This window comes from Paenibacillus sp. fava2 (genome assembly GCF_058313675.1).
Map to the genome: position 1 here is coordinate 4,499,375 of NZ_CM177755.1, position 15,613 is coordinate 4,514,987.

A 15,613-nucleotide genomic window follows, 5' to 3' on the forward strand; every position below is an offset into this window, starting at 1 on the left:
ATATTAAATTACCTTATAAATTGCACCCGGCAATTGTGTTACCGCTTTTTTTATGATTAAAGATAACAGAACTGAATGCAAATGTCCAAAATCCCAGCTTGTTCTGGAGAGCAACTCATCCAGTGTAAACGGGCCTTGATGCAGTATATGGTATAGGTGAGACTCCTCACTTGTCAATTTCTTTTCGGTGAGCCCGTCTCCGCGCCCGGGGTCAAAAGACGGATTTCCGCCTGTTTCCCCCTCTTTTACAGGCAATATTGATATGTATTCTTCCAAAATATCTTCGGCGCCGGTTACTAGTTTAGCCCCCTGCTTAATCAGCTCAAGCGCCCCCCTGCTTTTGGGAGAGGTTACAGGTCCGGGAACGGCGAACACATCCCTTCCTGCTTCCAGGGCGGCATCGGCGGTAATCAGTGATCCGCTGCGGCTGTCCGCTTCCACAACTATCGTTCCCAGCGTCAGGCCGGCGATAATCCGGTTTCGCTGCGGAAAGAGTCCCGGATGGCTTTTGGTTCCCAGCGGATATTCGCTGAGCACAAGCCCTTTGCGTGAAATTTCCCTTTCCAGCTCCCGGTTCTCGGGCGGGTAGACATTGTCGAGTCCTGTAGCCACAACCGCTACGGTATTTCCGCCGCAAGCCAGTGCAGCTTCATGGCAAACGCTGTCGATTCCGCGGGCCAGACCGCTCACTACAGCAAGACCGGACCGGCTGAGCTGCCCAGCGAGTATTTCCCCAATCTTTCGGCCGTAAGCCGTTGGTACCCGAGTCCCCACCATGGCGATAGCAGGCTGCGAAGCAAGCTTCAGGGAACCGCGGTAATAGAGCACCCAGGGTGGCTCGGCTGTTTCTTTGAGCATTGCAGGATATTCCTCATCCAGAATAGTAATCATCGCCGCACCGCTTTCTTCCATTAAAAGGCGGCGCTTTTGCACCCATCCGGCATCGAACATCTCAGCCAGCCGCTGTGACATTTTCGCGGATAATCCGACCTCCTGCCAATCCTCAGTCCGGTAATGAAAGGCCTGATCCGACAAAAGTCCCGCTCTGCGGATTTTGTCGATGCTTTTCCAGCCAATCCCCTCCACTTCATTCAGCCCGAATAACAAATCACGTGTGTCCATGTGAACGCTCCCTTTAGATGGAAGGGTCAACCTTCCCTATTTTGTGATAATGCTGTAAAAAAAGCAAGCTGCCGCTGCAAAGAACTGAAATCCGGGGATATAAACGCAAAAAAAGCAACCCTTTACCCTGCGCGCAGGAATAAAAGGTTGCTTACCTTTAACAAATCATACTACTTGACAGATTAGAGCACAATGATTTTTTGAGCGAACCCTGATTGCCTCCAAATTAATGGGTGGTAAAAGCATTCAGAATGCCGCGTTCCTCAAGAACACTTACAAGGGTGGAGCCCATTTCAGCCGGTGTAGGCGCTACTTTGATTCCGCAGGATTCCAGCACGGCGATTTTTTCGCTGGCAGTGCCTTTGCCTCCGGAAATGATTGCCCCGGCATGACCCATCCGTTTGCCCGGAGGTGCCGTAACACCGCCTATAAATCCGACTACAGGCTTCGTCATGTTCTCTTTGATCCAAAGTGCAGCCTCTTCTTCCGCCGTTCCGCCGATCTCGCCGATCATAATGACTGCTTTTGTACCAGGATCTTCATTAAAGAGCTTCAGTATATCAATAAATTCCGAGCCCTTCACCGGATCTCCGCCGATTCCGACAGCCGAGGACTGCCCGATTCCGCGTTCCGTCAGCTGATGCACCGCTTCATAGGTAAGAGTTCCGCTGCGGGAGACTACCCCTACATATCCAGGAGTATGAATGTAGCCCGGCATGATGCCGATCTTACACTCTCCAGGCGTAATAACGCCAGGGCAGTTAGGTCCGATAAGGACAGTGGACTTTCCTTCCATATAACGCGATACCTTAACCATATCGAGTACCGGAATACCTTCCGTAATGCAGATCACGAGCTCCAGTCCGGCATCCACTGCCTCCATGATGGAGTCAGCGGCAAAGGCAGGCGGAACATAAATGACACTGGCCGTTGCACCGGTGGCCGCTTTAGCCTGAACGACCGTATCAAATACCGGCAGGCTGACCTCACTTCCATTTTCGAGCGTAATGTTGACAGAGGTTCCCCCTTTGCCCGGAGTAACGCCGCCTACCATCTGTGTCCCGTAATCCAGTGCGCCTTTGGTATGGAACAATCCGGTCGAGCCCGTAATTCCCTGTGTGATGACTTTCGTATTTTTATCTACAAGAATGCTCATCGTTTGGTCACATCCCTACTTAGTTTGTCTAATACGAGACTTAGGTTACACAAGAGAAACAATTTTACGGGCACCGTCCGCCATGGAGTCTGCTGCCACAATATTAAGTCCGGAACCGGCGAGAATCTGCTTGCCCAGTGCCACATTGGTTCCTTCAAGCCGGACGACGAGCGGTTTGGTAAGTCCAAGCTGCCGGGCGGCTTCCACCACACCTTCAGCAATGACATCACAGCGCATAATGCCGCCGAAAATATTGACAAAGATGCCGTTCACCTTGTCGTCAGACAAAATAATTTTAAACGCCTCGGTAACCTTCTCGGTTGTCGCACCGCCCCCTACATCCAGGAAGTTGGCCGGCTCGCCGCCGTAATATTTAATGATATCCATAGTCGCCATTGCCAGTCCCGCCCCATTAACCATACAGCCGATATTGCCGTCGAGGGCAATATAGCTGAGATCAAATTTGGAGGCTTCAATCTCCTTCTCATCCTCTTCATCAAGGTCGCGGAGCTCTTGAATATCCTTATGGCGGAACAATGCATTCGAGTCAAAATTCAGCTTGGCATCAAGCGCCATTACATTTCCGTCAGCGGTCACAACAAGCGGATTAATCTCTGCGATCGAGCAATCTTTATCCACAAAAGCCAAATAGAGCGCTTGCATGAACTTGACCGCTTTATTGACCAGTTCATTCGGAATAGCGATACTGTACGCGAGCTTGCGTGCCTGGAAGGTCTGCAGTCCTACAGCCGGGTCAATGATTTCCTTGAAAATCTTCTCCGGATGGGTTGCTGCTACCTCTTCAATCTCTGTTCCGCCTTCTTCGGAGGCCATCATGACCACCCTGCCGGAACTGCGGTCTACAACAATTCCAATATAGTATTCCTTGGCAATCTGGCAGCCCTCTTCAATGAGCAGCCGTTTCACTTCCTTGCCTTCCGGTCCGGTCTGATGGGTAACCAGCGTCTTTCCGAGGATTTCTCCCGCATAGGTGCGGACCTCATCGAGAGACTTGGCGACCTTAACCCCTCCGGCTTTCCCTCTTCCGCCAGCATGAATCTGAGCCTTCACTACCACCACCGGCGTACCGAGTGATGCTGCAGCCTCTACTGCTTCCTCCACTGTATAAGCAACTTTTCCGTTCGGTACGGCAACGCCGTACTTCTTAAGTACTTCTTTTCCCTGATACTCGTGGATATTCATACCGGAAGCCTCCTAAAGTGTTGCGGCGGCTTTTGCAGGCAGCCTGCAGCCATGCCGCATTCCGTTTTGATCAGCGGGGTACAGATTTGCACCTACCTATAGTATATAAAGTGAAACCCAGAATATTGTAACATGATTCAATTCCGCTTTCCTCAAAAACTTTCACTATTTATACATATATTTTCGCTTGATTTCATGCCGGAATGCGAACGGTTGCATTGACACAGGCTTGTTCTTCTATTTAGTTGCGTTATTATTGGCTTCGTGGATCCGGCCGAGCAGGTCCTTGAACTGGCCCAGCAGATGGACAAATTCCTCTGCCGAGAGCATTGCGCCTTCCGCCATCTTCGCTGGTATGCAGACGGCTTCATTTTTCAGATCCCAGCCCTTCCCGGTCAGCGAGATAAGCACCTTGCGTTCATCCTGCAGGGAGCGTTCGCGAAGAATCAGGCCCGCGGCCTGCAGCCGCTTCAGCAGCGGAGTCAGCGTCCCGGAATCCAGGAACAAGGCCTCGCCAAGCTCCTTGACCGTGCACTGCTGCTTCTCCCACAGCACAATCATAACCAGGTACTGCGAATATGTTAGTCCGATTTTGTCCAGATGAGGCTGGTACAGCTTCGTAAATTCACGCGAACACGCGTAGATCGTAAAGCACAGCTGATTATCAAGCATCAGTTCAGGGGTAGTTGTTGGTTCTTGCATTTCTTCTTCACCTGCCTTTATGACGTTATTTTATCACAATTCATCTGCAATATCATGTTAATAGCAAAAAATATATTGACTATTATTTTTTTGTGTTAAATTAAATTGTGTACAATACATTCAACAAAATGAACGGGAGCGATTTATAATGATGACTATCCAGCAAAAAATGTATGAAACTACTGTAAAAGCAGTCGGCGGAAGAAACGGATATATTGAATCGGAAAGTCCCAAGCTGAACCTGACCATCAGCACCCCCCGCGAAATGGGCGGAGCCGGCGGCGAAGGCACCAACCCTGAACAGCTGTTTGCAGCCGGATATTCTGCCTGCTTTGACAGTGCGCTGAACATGGTGGCACGGCTCGGCAAAGTGAAAATTGAAAGCAGTGAAGTTACTGCAACCGTAAGCTTCGGTAAAGTCGAAGACGGGGGCTTCGGGATTGCCGTTAAGCTGGATGTGCTGGTAAAGGGCGTTGACCACGAAACAGCGGAGAAGCTGGTAGAAGCCGCCCATGGCGCCTGCCCTTATTCCCGCGCTACACGCGGCAACATTGCAGTTGAGATCAATGTGCTAAATCATATTTAATTGATTTAACAATTATAGATGCAAAAAAATCCTAAAGCCCTGACAATGATGTCAATAAGCTTTAGGATTTTTACTTCTCATTTAAATAGAATAATTACATACACTTACAGATTCAAAATACAGTAATCTCAGTTCTTCTTCCTGATCAGCTTTTGAAAGTTCTTTAAACCAATTTTCATTTATATCTTGCTCATCAAATACTGAAGATCTCCAAAAAGTCAAAGATACTTCTGGAAACACATAAATTCCAGTTTTAGCTTTATCAGTATCATAATCAAGAGAAGGACAATCTTTTTTTATTATCTCTATAAGATTTAAAGCTTTTGTATTAAAAACATCTACTCCTCTAAACAAACATTTAAAATTATCTTTGACATGCCACGGGACCTCAATCAAGTTTACTAATCCTAAAGTATTGTATTGAATCCTAAAAGCATAGTCAAAATATTCGTCATCCAAATGCATAGAAGCATATTTCTTTCTGTATGCTTCCAAGCATTTTCCTACTTCCCGATTAGACATTCCCAATTTAATATCACCAATACCAATAAGAGGTTCAATCACAAAGGTATCCATTCCATAATCACCTTCATATTTGTATTATTTAGATACCGAAAAATTTTTCAGATAAATATAAAACCTCTACAACTTCATTAATATACTTAATTTGCAAATTTTTATATTTCCCTTCTGAATCCTTTGCTTTCTTGAGCCCATCTACTTCCATTTGTAATAACTCAACATAATCTTTGGACATCAAAAGATCAAACTCTTTATCTCTATAAGCATTTGATTCCAATTTTGTTCCCCAAGAAGGTGTATTTAGGTGATCTCTATACAACATTCTAATAGCAGGTGCAGCATTAGCATTGAACGAAGCTCTTTTCAAGGCATCGTTGGAAACAAAATGATGTCGTTCCCCTCCGAGAGCACTCATTTTATTAAAAAACCCTCCGTGAAAATAATACCTTTGTAAATTAAATTCGCCAGAATTATTATAATTCCAAGTTGATCCGTCTTCTTGCACTGTTATCTTATACTCAAAATAGTCCGATACTGCTGTTCTGCTCGTCATCCATGTATTTACTATACCTGTATTAACAGAAACCTTCGAAAAATTTTTTGAAGGATTCACCACTTTCCATGCATCTTTGCTTTTATTATATTTTTTTATAGTTCCTGTAATCCGATCAATAGGATCATTACCTAAATTTACAACACTAACTACGAATGATGTTTTAGAAGGTATGTAAGATAATACCCACACATTACTCACTACTTTTGTCATGTAGTCTCGTTCTACTAAAAAACTTTGATCATAAACTGCATTTTCAATTTCCGGAATATCTAATTGATACTTCTCGATAAGATTTTCTCGTTCCTCGTCAGTAATATCTATCTCTTCATCAGGTAAACTAGGTTCTTCTAATTCCTCAGGATCATCCTCTAAAACATCTACACTTAATTCAGAATTATTTAATTCAAAGTTTTCAATCAATTTTTGCACATCGGGCTGTTCTAAATCAATTGAATTGGTATTTAAAATTTCATCTAAAAATTGTTGGTAACCCCGACTAATCAAGTATTCTTTAACGTCTTCGTGATAATTCAGGCTCTCCACACTAACATCTTCAAGAATATTTTTGTAAGCAAAAACTTCTGATGGAACTTCAGTAGCACTTATTGTATTTCCACTATACAAAAAAATCGACAAAATAGTTATAATTATAGTATACATTCTAATTTTCATTCATATAAACTCCTTTCTACATATAAATAATTAAAATATTAATTTATAACATTTGGAAACAACGATTCATTTGCTAATTTTTGATCAGTATTATTATCGATACCTAACTGACCATTAATATTTCTTCCCCAAGAGTAAACTACTCCATTGGAATCGAACGCAGTAGAACTACGCCCAGCTGCATTAACCGCCAAAATATCTTTTAATGGTTGCGCGTAGTTATCTCTAACTTGAACAGGGTACATTACATTGTCAGTTGTACCATTTCCTACTGGCCCAGAGCCGTTTGAACCCCACCCCCAAACTGTGCCATCCTTCTTCAGAACCAAACTATGTGAGTCTCCTCTTGAAACTTGAATTACATCATATACTTCAACTATTGCAGGTGTCAGTTGTTTCGTTTTAGGAGTTTTACCTATTCCTAACTCCCCATACGTATTTAATCCTGATGTGTAAACAAACCCATCTTCAGATAATACGTTAATTCCATCTTCACCAATTGAGAAATCTTTCACTTTGTTTACCGGGTAAAGAACCGGAGTAAGCTTATTTGTAGTATCTCCTTGTCCTAACAGTCCAGAGATTCCATGTCCCCAAACCCATAAATTTCCATTTTTATCCAAGGCACCTCCACTATCTTCACCTGCATCAATTCTCACAATATTACTCAAACCACCAACTTTAACAGGCAGCAAAGAATCAACAGTTGTGCCATTACCTAATTGACCGAAGTCATTTTTTCCATAAGCCCAAACAGTACCATCATTTTTTAGTGCTAATGTAAAATAACCTCCTGCACCGATCTCTTTCACGTCGCTAATAAAAGGATTAAGATAAGGTTCAGTTTCTTTGTCATTTTTACTTCCAGTTCCTAATTCTCCATGGCTTGAAAACCCGAATGACCAGACTGTCCCGTCACTATTTAATAGAACTGTATGAGAATAACCAGCACGCACCATTACAAAATCAGTACCAACACCTTCGACTGGAACCTTTGAACTATTCATACTTAAACCTGCTCCTAATAAACCATTTGAATTGGACCCCGATGAATAGAATGCAGAACCATTCTCTAAAATCACATAATTATTATAGAAGCTTCCAGACAATAAGTAATCATATCTTTGCTCTATAGCTGCATCCGTTCTAGCAGGAAAAGCCCCAGTAGAAATTGCAAAAGCTACGACCGTCAACAAAATCCCTTTACCCACTTTAGTAGTTCTCATGCCAAAACCTTTTTTCATTATATACACTCCAATTCAATTTTTTTCCATATAATAATTATATATACATGGACCATGAATATAATAAGCATATTACAAATATTTGTCAACCATAGATTTACATTTTATTTATTTTAAACCATCATATATTCCCCTAAATATCACATATTTTTTAAGAATACAGAACAGAATATAATAAAATACCATTAGAACCGATTAATAATTCACTTAGTGTACTCCCCCTTCCCATAAAAGGTATAAAACCGCAGCAAGCTACTACGATTTTCAGGTTATTTATACTGCAAGTAATTCTTCTAATGTTCTACAGCAGGTGGAGTGGGTTAAAAAGTATCTGTAATGCAGAGCACTGCACACCCGCCATTGGGTTTGAAATCCACCAAATGTCGCTAAGAGTACATGTAAAAATAGTGCATTGCTAATACTGAAGATCTCTTTCATCGCTAAAACTATTACACATTTGCGAATTTCCAACGAAGAGAGCCTGAATTATCTCAAAGAGGATACCTATACTCAGTTCAAGGAAAACAGCTAAAATTCCAATCATGTTTTGTTTGAAAATCAGTCTCGATTTACTGACATTATTCTCTATAGTAAACTTCGATAACCGCCATCGTTTGAAAAAAGAAAGTACTAAGTAGTTCTGTACCTGCTTAACGAGTTTAAAACTCACCTTGATTTTTAGAAATACCTAAATTTATTACGCTAGAGAGTTACGGCCGTCTTTGTGTAGACACTAACAGCTGCTACTGAGCTTTCTAAAGCCATTCAATCCGAATTCAAATCTGATTGAAGGACTATGAACGTTGCCCAAAGCGATGTGTTAAATAGAATCATTTTAAAGTTTAATAGATTAAGCTTCATGTTAGTAAATAATAAAGAATTAACAGGCAACCTACTAATTAAGAGACTATAGTCCGTCTCTTAATTAGTAGGTTGTGGATTTAACTACCGTTTAATAAGACGTACAGTTCATACAGACGGACGTCTTTTGAAAAACTAATATTTTCATTTTATTCTTGTTTAGAAGCAAACAGATTTTAGTCTTCCACATTTAACTGCCTGTCCAGATTGCGGTACTGTACAGCTTCTGCCAGATGGGCAGAGCTAATCGCGGCCGCCCCTTCCAGATCGGCGATGGTTCTTGCGAGCTTAATAATCCGGTCATGCGCCCGCATGCTGAGGCCGAGACTCTCCAGGATCCCGTGCAGCAGCAGGCCGCTCTCTTTATTCAGTGCCGCATAGCGGCGCAGTGCTGCCCCGGATAGCTCGCTGTTCCAGGAAATCGGCAGGTTGCTGTAACGCTCTGCCTGAATCTGCTGGGCTCTCAGTACATCTTTGCGCATTTCTGCTGAAGATAAGGCCGGGCCCTGCCCGTTCCAGTCCGACGGCCGGGGAACATCCACCTGCATATCAATCCGGTCTAGCAGCGGGCCGGAGATTTTAGCCCGGTACTGGGCAATTTTTGCCGGACTGCAGCTACACCGCTGCTGCGTACCTGTACTCCCTAAGTATCCGCAGCTGCACGGATTCATGGAACAGGCGAGCAAAAACCTGGCCGGAAAGGTAAAAGCAGCACGGGCGCGGCTGATCGTAACCACGCTATCCTCCAGCGGCTGCCGCAGCACCTCCAGTACATTCCGCGAGAACTCAGGCAGCTCATCCAGAAAAAGCACGCCCCGGTGGGCCAGGCTCACCTCTCCCGGCTTGGGTATGCTTCCCCCGCCAATCAGCCCTGCCGCTGAAATGGTGTGATGCGGGGCACGGAATGGCCTGCTGCGCAAAAGCCCGCTGCGGGTATCCGTCAGCTTGCCGGCCGCACTGAATATTTTGGTGACCTCCAGCGATTCACTGTCATTCAGCTCCGGCAGAATGCCGGGCAGCCGCTTGATCATCATAGTCTTGCCTGTACCGGGCGGACCTGCCAGGATAATATTGTGCATCCCGGCAGCAGCTATCGTCAATGCCCGCTTTACATGGCTCTGGCCGAGCACATCACCATAATCCTCCCTCAGCATCTCATCAGCTGTACCTGATAAGCTGTAAACACTATACTGCGGGTGATACCGCAAATGTTCAAGATTAAGTGCTATGACAGGCTGGGGATTACGGCCGGAATCGCCCTGGCTGTCCATTACAGTAACCGGGAACGGGAGCAGCGGTTCATTGTCCGGATGTCCTGCAGAAGCTCCAGTAATTTGCGGCTGCTTATCTGGTACCGCAACTGGATGGCCAGCAGCTCCCGTTCCGGCATCAGCAGGATGCGGCAGCTCTCGCAGATGACCGGCTGCATAGACAGCCATGCCGCTGATCAGCGCTGCCTCTGCCTCATTCCCGCGCGGCAACAGCACCTTACCGAAGCCCGACCGCCGGGCCGCCTCCACCATCGGCAGTACACCGGTCACTGGCCGGAGGCTCCCGTCCAGCGCCAGCTCGCCGATCAGCAGCATCTCTTCAGCTGCCGGCATTATCAGCTGACCGCTGGTCGTCAGAATGCCCAGCGCAATGGCCAGATCAAAGGCCGAGCCTTCCTTGCGCAGATCCGCCGGAGCCAGATTAACGGTAACCCGCTGCTGGGGATAGCGGTAGCCGCAATTTCTGACCGCTGCGCGCACTCTTTCCACCGCTTCGCGGATCGCTGAATCCGGCAGCCCGATTATGCTGGTCTGGGGCAAGCCATTGGCCAGATCTACTTCCACTCCAATCATCACGCCTTCAATACCGTACAGGCAGGCACTATGCATTTTTCCGTACATAATAAAAAACACCTCTTCCCCTGAAATACGCCCCAACGGGCGTCATTCATCCAAGAAAAAAGGTGCTTCCTCATTTTCCGCAGTCTGTCTATCCCTAGTATACAGAGACAGCCGAGCTTTTATCAAGCTTTTTGAAATCTGTTATCCTTCCTCACTGACCGTAACCGCATCCCTGATTGCAGCGAACGACAAAGGCTTATATCCGGTATGCTCAACGCAAATATTGAAATGATTGTTCCCTTCATATTTCTGGCCGTGGATATGACCATGCACATTTACGTAAGGCATATGCTTGTTCATATACATGGGCTCATGGGAAAGGAAGAAAAAGTCCTTATACACCAGCGGGTATTCACTGACCTCATCAAAACCCGCCTCCAGCCACCAGCTCCGGCCGCGCCCGCGGTCATGGTTGCCGAGAATGAGTATTTTGTACCCGTTCAGACGGCTGATAATGCTACTGGTCGCCTCAAGGCCGAGGAAGGAGAAATCCCCCAGATGAAAAACGGTATCCTCAGGTCCGACTGCGGCATTCCAGTTTGCAATCAAGGCCTCATCCATCGCCTGCACATTTGCGAAAGGCCGGGACTCAAAATCAATAATCAGCTTATGTCCGAAATGATGGTCCGATGTGAAAAAGACATCCGGCATATGGATTTCCTCCCGATATGTAATATAAAAATAGAACTTAAGAATCCGGCCGGCTGTGCGGCAGCCCTTTTACAAAGGTACCGCTAGGCTCCCGGCAATCCTTAAGTTCAACCGGCATTCACTTTAGCTTGAGTAGCCGTCATTTCGGCCATTCCCGTTTACCGGAGCGCTGATTGACATCCAGATGAATCAGTTCTGCCAAAGAAGGGATTTCCTCATGCTCCACCAGCCATTTACGCATTTCCTTGATGGCTTCGACCTGACCATTGCCCCTGTCGCGCCAGGTTAGCAGCTCAATCACCCGGATAACCAGATTCATCAGGCTGCTGTGGCTGCTCTGACTTTTTTCAGCCCTGATCTTCTGAATCAGCGCCTCATTCTCCCAGTCTATCAATATTTCCTCGGCGATAGCCGGGCGCATAATCGTAAAGCTTTTACTGCAATTACTGCAGCAGATAACGGCTGAAGGCCGGGCTCCCATATCCACTTCAATCTTGTGATCACAATATTGGCAAGCAAAGCTTACCTGTATATTAACCGGTTGGTTATTCACGGGGAACCGCCTCCTCATGGTAGCATTAAAAGTCACAATAATGTTTACCCATTTCCCAGGAGAAATGACCCAAAGCGTGCAGTCCTGCCAAGGATAGCGTTTATAACAGCTCACCAAAGACAGGCCGAACAGATCATTCATCAAAAAGCTTCACGGATATGACGGAGCGCGGCGACGCTTAAATCCGGGTTCAGCTGTACACTGATGACATCAAATGAAACGGCACGCTCCTGCTCGCCCTTCATATGCAGATATACCTCTGCCGTGCTGCGCACCTGCCGGACTTTGCGGGCATCGACCGACTCCTCCGGCGTTCCGGGGAGCGGACTTCCGCTGCGGCTGCGCACCTCGATGAATACCAGAATACCCTGATATTCCGCAACCAGATCCAGCTCCCCGCTGCGGCAGCGCCAGTTGGCTTCCACTATAATGTAACCTCTCGAAGCCAGATACAGTGCTGCTGCCGCTTCAGCCGCTGCCCCCTTGATCTTCCGGTTATAGGCTCCGCCAGCATTAGATTCTCTCATTGCATCTTCTGCTTCCCGGCCAATCTGTCACTCTGATAGACAAAGCTCAAAATTTCCGCCACCAGATTGTAGAGCTCCGGCGGAATCTGCTGATCCAGATCCAGTTTGGAGAGAACCTCAACCAGGGCAGCATCCTCCTGTACAGCCACCCCGTTCTCTTTGGCCTTCTGCAGAATCATATCGGCAACCGCCCCCTGACCTTTGGCCACTACCACCGGGGCCTCACTCTGGCCGGGGGTATATTTCAGGGCGACCGCCTTTTTCATCCGCTGCGATACTTCCTGCTTCTCCTGCTCACTCATATCCGGTAATCGACTCCTTTATAGGAATCCGGGGTAAATTCGGCCAGTTTGGCTGCCACTGCGGCTGATCCGGACGCCGCCTTCATTTCCGGAATCGGCTCGGTCCGCAGGCTCGACAGCTGGTACCCGATCGACTCCGCGGCAAGAGCCATTTCCTCCCGCCGCCCCTCCAGCAGTTCAAGCACCCACGGATCGTTATTGTGCAGCTTGAGGCTGACGATCCGGTCGACCACCTGAACATCCACCAGGGTCTGGCCCAGCTGCTTCATATCCAGATCAAACCAGAGGCGGCAGTTCGCCGCATCCAGCTCACCCTTGCGGCCGCGCCGCGACTGAATATGCACCGAAGCCGTCTCTTCGCCATCAGGTCCGTGCAGCGGCAGGAACAATGTGACCTGCGCGAACGGCGCCGTACGGTCGGTGTTCAGCAGCAGCTGCTGTCCGGTCAGCTGCGCCACGATCTGGCCCGCGGCATCCTTGACCGCGGGCGGGGCATCGCTGCTGCCCATCACCTGCAGCAGCACGCCCTTCAGCGTATCGGCGGCCTCCGCCCCGCCGCCGGACGCCGCCTGCGCGGCCGCAGCGCCGCCGCGCACAGCCTGCTGCTCGTGCTCCGCACCGAGCAGCTTCAGCACCCGCCCCACCCAAGACTCCGTGTCTTGGGCAGGGGCGGGTGCCTGGCCCGGCTGCTGCGCAGCAGCCGGGCTGTCCCCGCGCGTCGTGCCGGCCGCGCGGGCTGGTTCTTGCCCCGCCGGCGCAGCAGGCGGGGCGCCCTTTTCAGGCTGGGCGGCAGCGCCAGCCTGGTCCGTGAGCTGCGGCAGCGTGCCGCGCAGCTCGGTAAGCACGCCCTGCAGCTTCGCGAGCAGGGCGCCCCCGGCCGCACCGGCAGGTGCCGGCTGGCCGTCGGCACTCTTCATAGCCGTGCCGCCTTTAGCAGCTGCGTCCGCCGGCTCCTCACCGGCAACTGCCTGCGGCTCCGCGGTGAAAGCAGGCGCTATGTTCCCGGCCTTGGCAGCGGCGCCCGGAAATCCCGCTGTTTCCGTCGCCCCGGATTTGACTGGCACGCCAGTTGCCCCGGCAGCTTCACCGGCATCCGCAGACTGCGGGTTAACGGCTGCACCAGCAGCCTCTGCTCCGGCCCGGGCTGCCGGACTACCCTGCGTTCCTGCAGCCGGGGTCCCGGCCACTGTAGTTCCTGTAGCCGGCAGTTCCTTGCCGGGCACTCCTTTAGCAGCTGCCGGCTCTCCGGCTTCGTTCTCCGCTGCCATTTGTCCGGCTTTGTTCGCCGCTGCTATTTCCCCGGTGTTATCCTCCACTGCCATTTCTCCGGCTGAACCGGCCGCTGCACGCGCAGCATGATCAGCAGCTCCGGCACCCGGCGCCTGCGTGCCCGCCGGTACCGTGCGGGAGCCGCTCTCAGCACCGGCTGGCGAAGCTGGGGTCCTGGCAGTGCCGGCAGCTTCTTCCGGCTCTGCAGCCGCGTTGCCAGCTGCCACAGTTGCGGCAGTATGATCCGCTGCCGGTACGCCCGCCCCCTTATTCAAAGCCGGACCGCCAGCTTTTCCGCTCTCCGCTTCCCCTGACTGCTGTGCCCATACACCAAGCTCCGTCTCAAGCCTGGACAGCAGCTCATGCAGCTTCGGCCCAAAGACCGCCTGCTGGAGGCCCTTCACACTCTCAGCGGTTACCGGCAGCCCGCGCTTCACCGAGAGCACAGCCGCCTCCAGCCACTCCGAAGCCGGTACTCCCTGAGGCTTGGCGTTCATAATCGCATCCAGTTTGGCTGCAGTCTCTTTGGTCAGCGGCAGTCCTCCGGACTGCATTGCTATTACAATCTCTTTACCAGCTTTCGCATCTTTGAGTCCCAGTGATTCCAGCGCTTCCCCCATACTTTGCGGAGAAACCAGCGCAGCATCACCCGGCGACAGCGGCTTCAGCACCGGCAGCCCGCCTTCTCCCGGAGGTTCGACCTGAAGGGTCATCGACTGCCCCGGTGCCAGCGGTGTTTCCAGCTCCGCACGGACAGGGGTTCCCTGAATCTGCACCACCGCTTCCTTGCCTGATTCCGAAACACTCAGCACTACCCCCCGGACAACCTGACCTTCCTTCAGCTCCAGTGACTTGGCCTCTCCGGGCCTGCTGTCACCCAGCAGGCCGCGGAATAATGACCCGATATTCATGCCGCACTCCCTCCTCTCTTCATATTCTGATATTTAACTTTATCGGCATTTAACGTCCATTTTATAAAAGGTTGCCGCCTCAAAATAAGGTCTGCTGCTCAGCCAGAATTTTTCCGATAAAGCTGCGCCGGTGCATCGGGGTGGGTCCCAGTGACAGAATCTGCTCCCGGTGCAGCTTAGTCGCATAGCCTTTATGTATTTTAATGCCGTAGTCCGGATACAATTCCTCCCACAGGCCTTCACACAGCCGGTCCCGGGTCACTTTGGCGACGATCGAGGCTGCAGCGATGGACTGGCTGTTAGCATCTCCTTTAATGATCGCCTGCTGCGGCAGCGGCAAATCCACCTTTTCCGCATCAACCAGCAGATAATCGGCAGCTTCACCAAGTCCCTCAACCGCTTTTTTCATCGCCAGGCGGGAGGCCTGCTTAATGTTAATCTCATCAATTACTGCAGACTCCACATGACCGACACAGACAGCCAGCGCCTGCTCCATTATGATCTCGTACAGCGCATCCCGCTTCTTCGCTGTCAGCTTTTTCGAATCGTCAACCCCGTCTATAATCAGGCCCTCCGGCAAAATTACCGCCGCTGCCACCACATCCCCAAACAGACAGCCTCTGCCTACTTCGTCCACTCCGGCAATTCTGCGGTATGACTGTTCCCAGCCCGCTTTTTCAAAACTCAGCATATCAATATCTGTATTACTCATCATGTCCCACCGCCATAACCATTTATAAGACCCTACTCTACATGCCAGCTTATCACAAGAGGACTTCCGGGGTCATCCATCTTTCTGCTTATAAAAAAATCCAGGACTCCCTTATCCCCTTAACACACGTCCAAACATAAAAAAGCCACCCAATGAATTGGATGGCTCTCAT

General features: G+C 49.2%; 15 protein-coding genes. 1 reads left to right on the forward strand and 14 read right to left on the reverse strand.

Annotated elements, in window-relative coordinates; translation table 11 throughout:
* Nucleotides 1-3: 3 nt before the first annotated feature.
* The 4 genes from dprA to AC4G46_RS19600 form a co-directional block, all read right to left on the reverse strand.
* A complete protein-coding gene (dprA, locus tag AC4G46_RS19585) occupies nt 4-1,122 on the reverse strand; it encodes a DNA-processing protein DprA (protein WP_491124182.1) in 1,119 nt (372 codons plus the stop codon).
* Nucleotides 1,123-1,348: 226 nt separating this feature from the next.
* On the reverse strand, nt 1,349-2,278 hold the full coding sequence (gene sucD, locus AC4G46_RS19590; protein WP_491124183.1) for a succinate--CoA ligase subunit alpha: 930 nt from the start codon (nt 2,276-2,278) through the stop codon (nt 1,349-1,351).
* A gap of 45 nt (nt 2,279-2,323) precedes the next feature.
* A complete protein-coding gene (gene sucC / locus AC4G46_RS19595) occupies nt 2,324-3,481 on the reverse strand; it encodes an ADP-forming succinate--CoA ligase subunit beta (RefSeq protein WP_068724042.1) in 1,158 nt (385 codons plus the stop codon).
* A gap of 237 nt (nt 3,482-3,718) precedes the next feature.
* Nucleotides 3,719-4,183: a MarR family winged helix-turn-helix transcriptional regulator gene (locus tag AC4G46_RS19600; RefSeq protein ID WP_491124184.1), complete on the reverse strand. Its 465-nt coding sequence runs from the start codon at nt 4,181-4,183 to the stop codon at nt 3,719-3,721.
* A 148-nt stretch (nt 4,184-4,331) separates the two neighbouring features.
* Here AC4G46_RS19600 and AC4G46_RS19605 point away from each other — a divergent pair, with 148 nt between their 5' ends.
* A complete protein-coding gene (locus AC4G46_RS19605; protein ID WP_491124185.1) occupies nt 4,332-4,769 on the forward strand; it encodes an organic hydroperoxide resistance protein in 438 nt (145 codons plus the stop codon).
* An 81-nt stretch (nt 4,770-4,850) separates the two neighbouring features.
* Here AC4G46_RS19605 and AC4G46_RS19610 read toward each other — a convergent pair whose 3' ends face one another.
* From AC4G46_RS19610 to rnhB, 10 genes are all read right to left on the reverse strand, one after another.
* Nucleotides 4,851-5,345: a hypothetical protein gene (locus tag AC4G46_RS19610; RefSeq protein ID WP_491124186.1), complete on the reverse strand. Its 495-nt coding sequence runs from the start codon at nt 5,343-5,345 to the stop codon at nt 4,851-4,853.
* Between the two features lie 28 nt (nt 5,346-5,373).
* The gene (locus AC4G46_RS19615; protein ID WP_491124187.1) at nt 5,374-6,519 is read right to left on the reverse strand and encodes a hypothetical protein; all 1,146 of its coding nucleotides are present in this window, start codon (nt 6,517-6,519) and stop codon (nt 5,374-5,376) included.
* Nucleotides 6,520-6,557: 38 nt separating this feature from the next.
* On the reverse strand, nt 6,558-7,763 hold the full coding sequence (locus tag AC4G46_RS19620) for an RCC1 domain-containing protein (protein WP_491124188.1): 1,206 nt from the start codon (nt 7,761-7,763) through the stop codon (nt 6,558-6,560).
* A 1,037-nt stretch (nt 7,764-8,800) separates the two neighbouring features.
* The gene (locus AC4G46_RS19625; protein ID WP_491124189.1) at nt 8,801-10,516 is read right to left on the reverse strand and encodes a YifB family Mg chelatase-like AAA ATPase; all 1,716 of its coding nucleotides are present in this window, start codon (nt 10,514-10,516) and stop codon (nt 8,801-8,803) included.
* A gap of 141 nt (nt 10,517-10,657) precedes the next feature.
* Entirely contained in the window at nt 10,658-11,167 is a 510-nt protein-coding gene (locus AC4G46_RS19630) for a phosphoesterase (protein ID WP_491124190.1), read from the reverse strand.
* Between the two features lie 139 nt (nt 11,168-11,306).
* A complete protein-coding gene (locus AC4G46_RS19635; protein WP_491124191.1) occupies nt 11,307-11,720 on the reverse strand; it encodes a hypothetical protein in 414 nt (137 codons plus the stop codon).
* A 140-nt stretch (nt 11,721-11,860) separates the two neighbouring features.
* Nucleotides 11,861-12,247, reverse strand: a complete 387-nt coding sequence (locus AC4G46_RS19640; RefSeq protein WP_491124192.1) for a YraN family protein — start codon at nt 12,245-12,247, stop codon at nt 11,861-11,863.
* Nucleotides 12,244-12,549 carry an EscU/YscU/HrcU family type III secretion system export apparatus switch protein gene (locus tag AC4G46_RS19645; RefSeq protein WP_491124193.1) on the reverse strand — a complete coding sequence of 102 codons (306 nt, stop codon included), beginning with the start codon at nt 12,547-12,549 and terminating at the stop codon, nt 12,244-12,246. Before AC4G46_RS19645 ends, AC4G46_RS19640 begins: the two co-directional genes overlap by 4 nt.
* Nucleotides 12,546-14,729, reverse strand: a complete 2,184-nt coding sequence (locus AC4G46_RS19650; protein WP_491124194.1) for a TP0910 N-terminal domain-containing protein — start codon at nt 14,727-14,729, stop codon at nt 12,546-12,548. Before AC4G46_RS19650 ends, AC4G46_RS19645 begins: the two co-directional genes overlap by 4 nt.
* A 79-nt stretch (nt 14,730-14,808) precedes the next feature.
* Nucleotides 14,809-15,441 carry a ribonuclease HII gene (gene rnhB / locus AC4G46_RS19655; protein ID WP_491128934.1) on the reverse strand — a complete coding sequence of 211 codons (633 nt, stop codon included), beginning with the start codon at nt 15,439-15,441 and terminating at the stop codon, nt 14,809-14,811.
* Nucleotides 15,442-15,613: the final 172 nt, after the last annotated feature.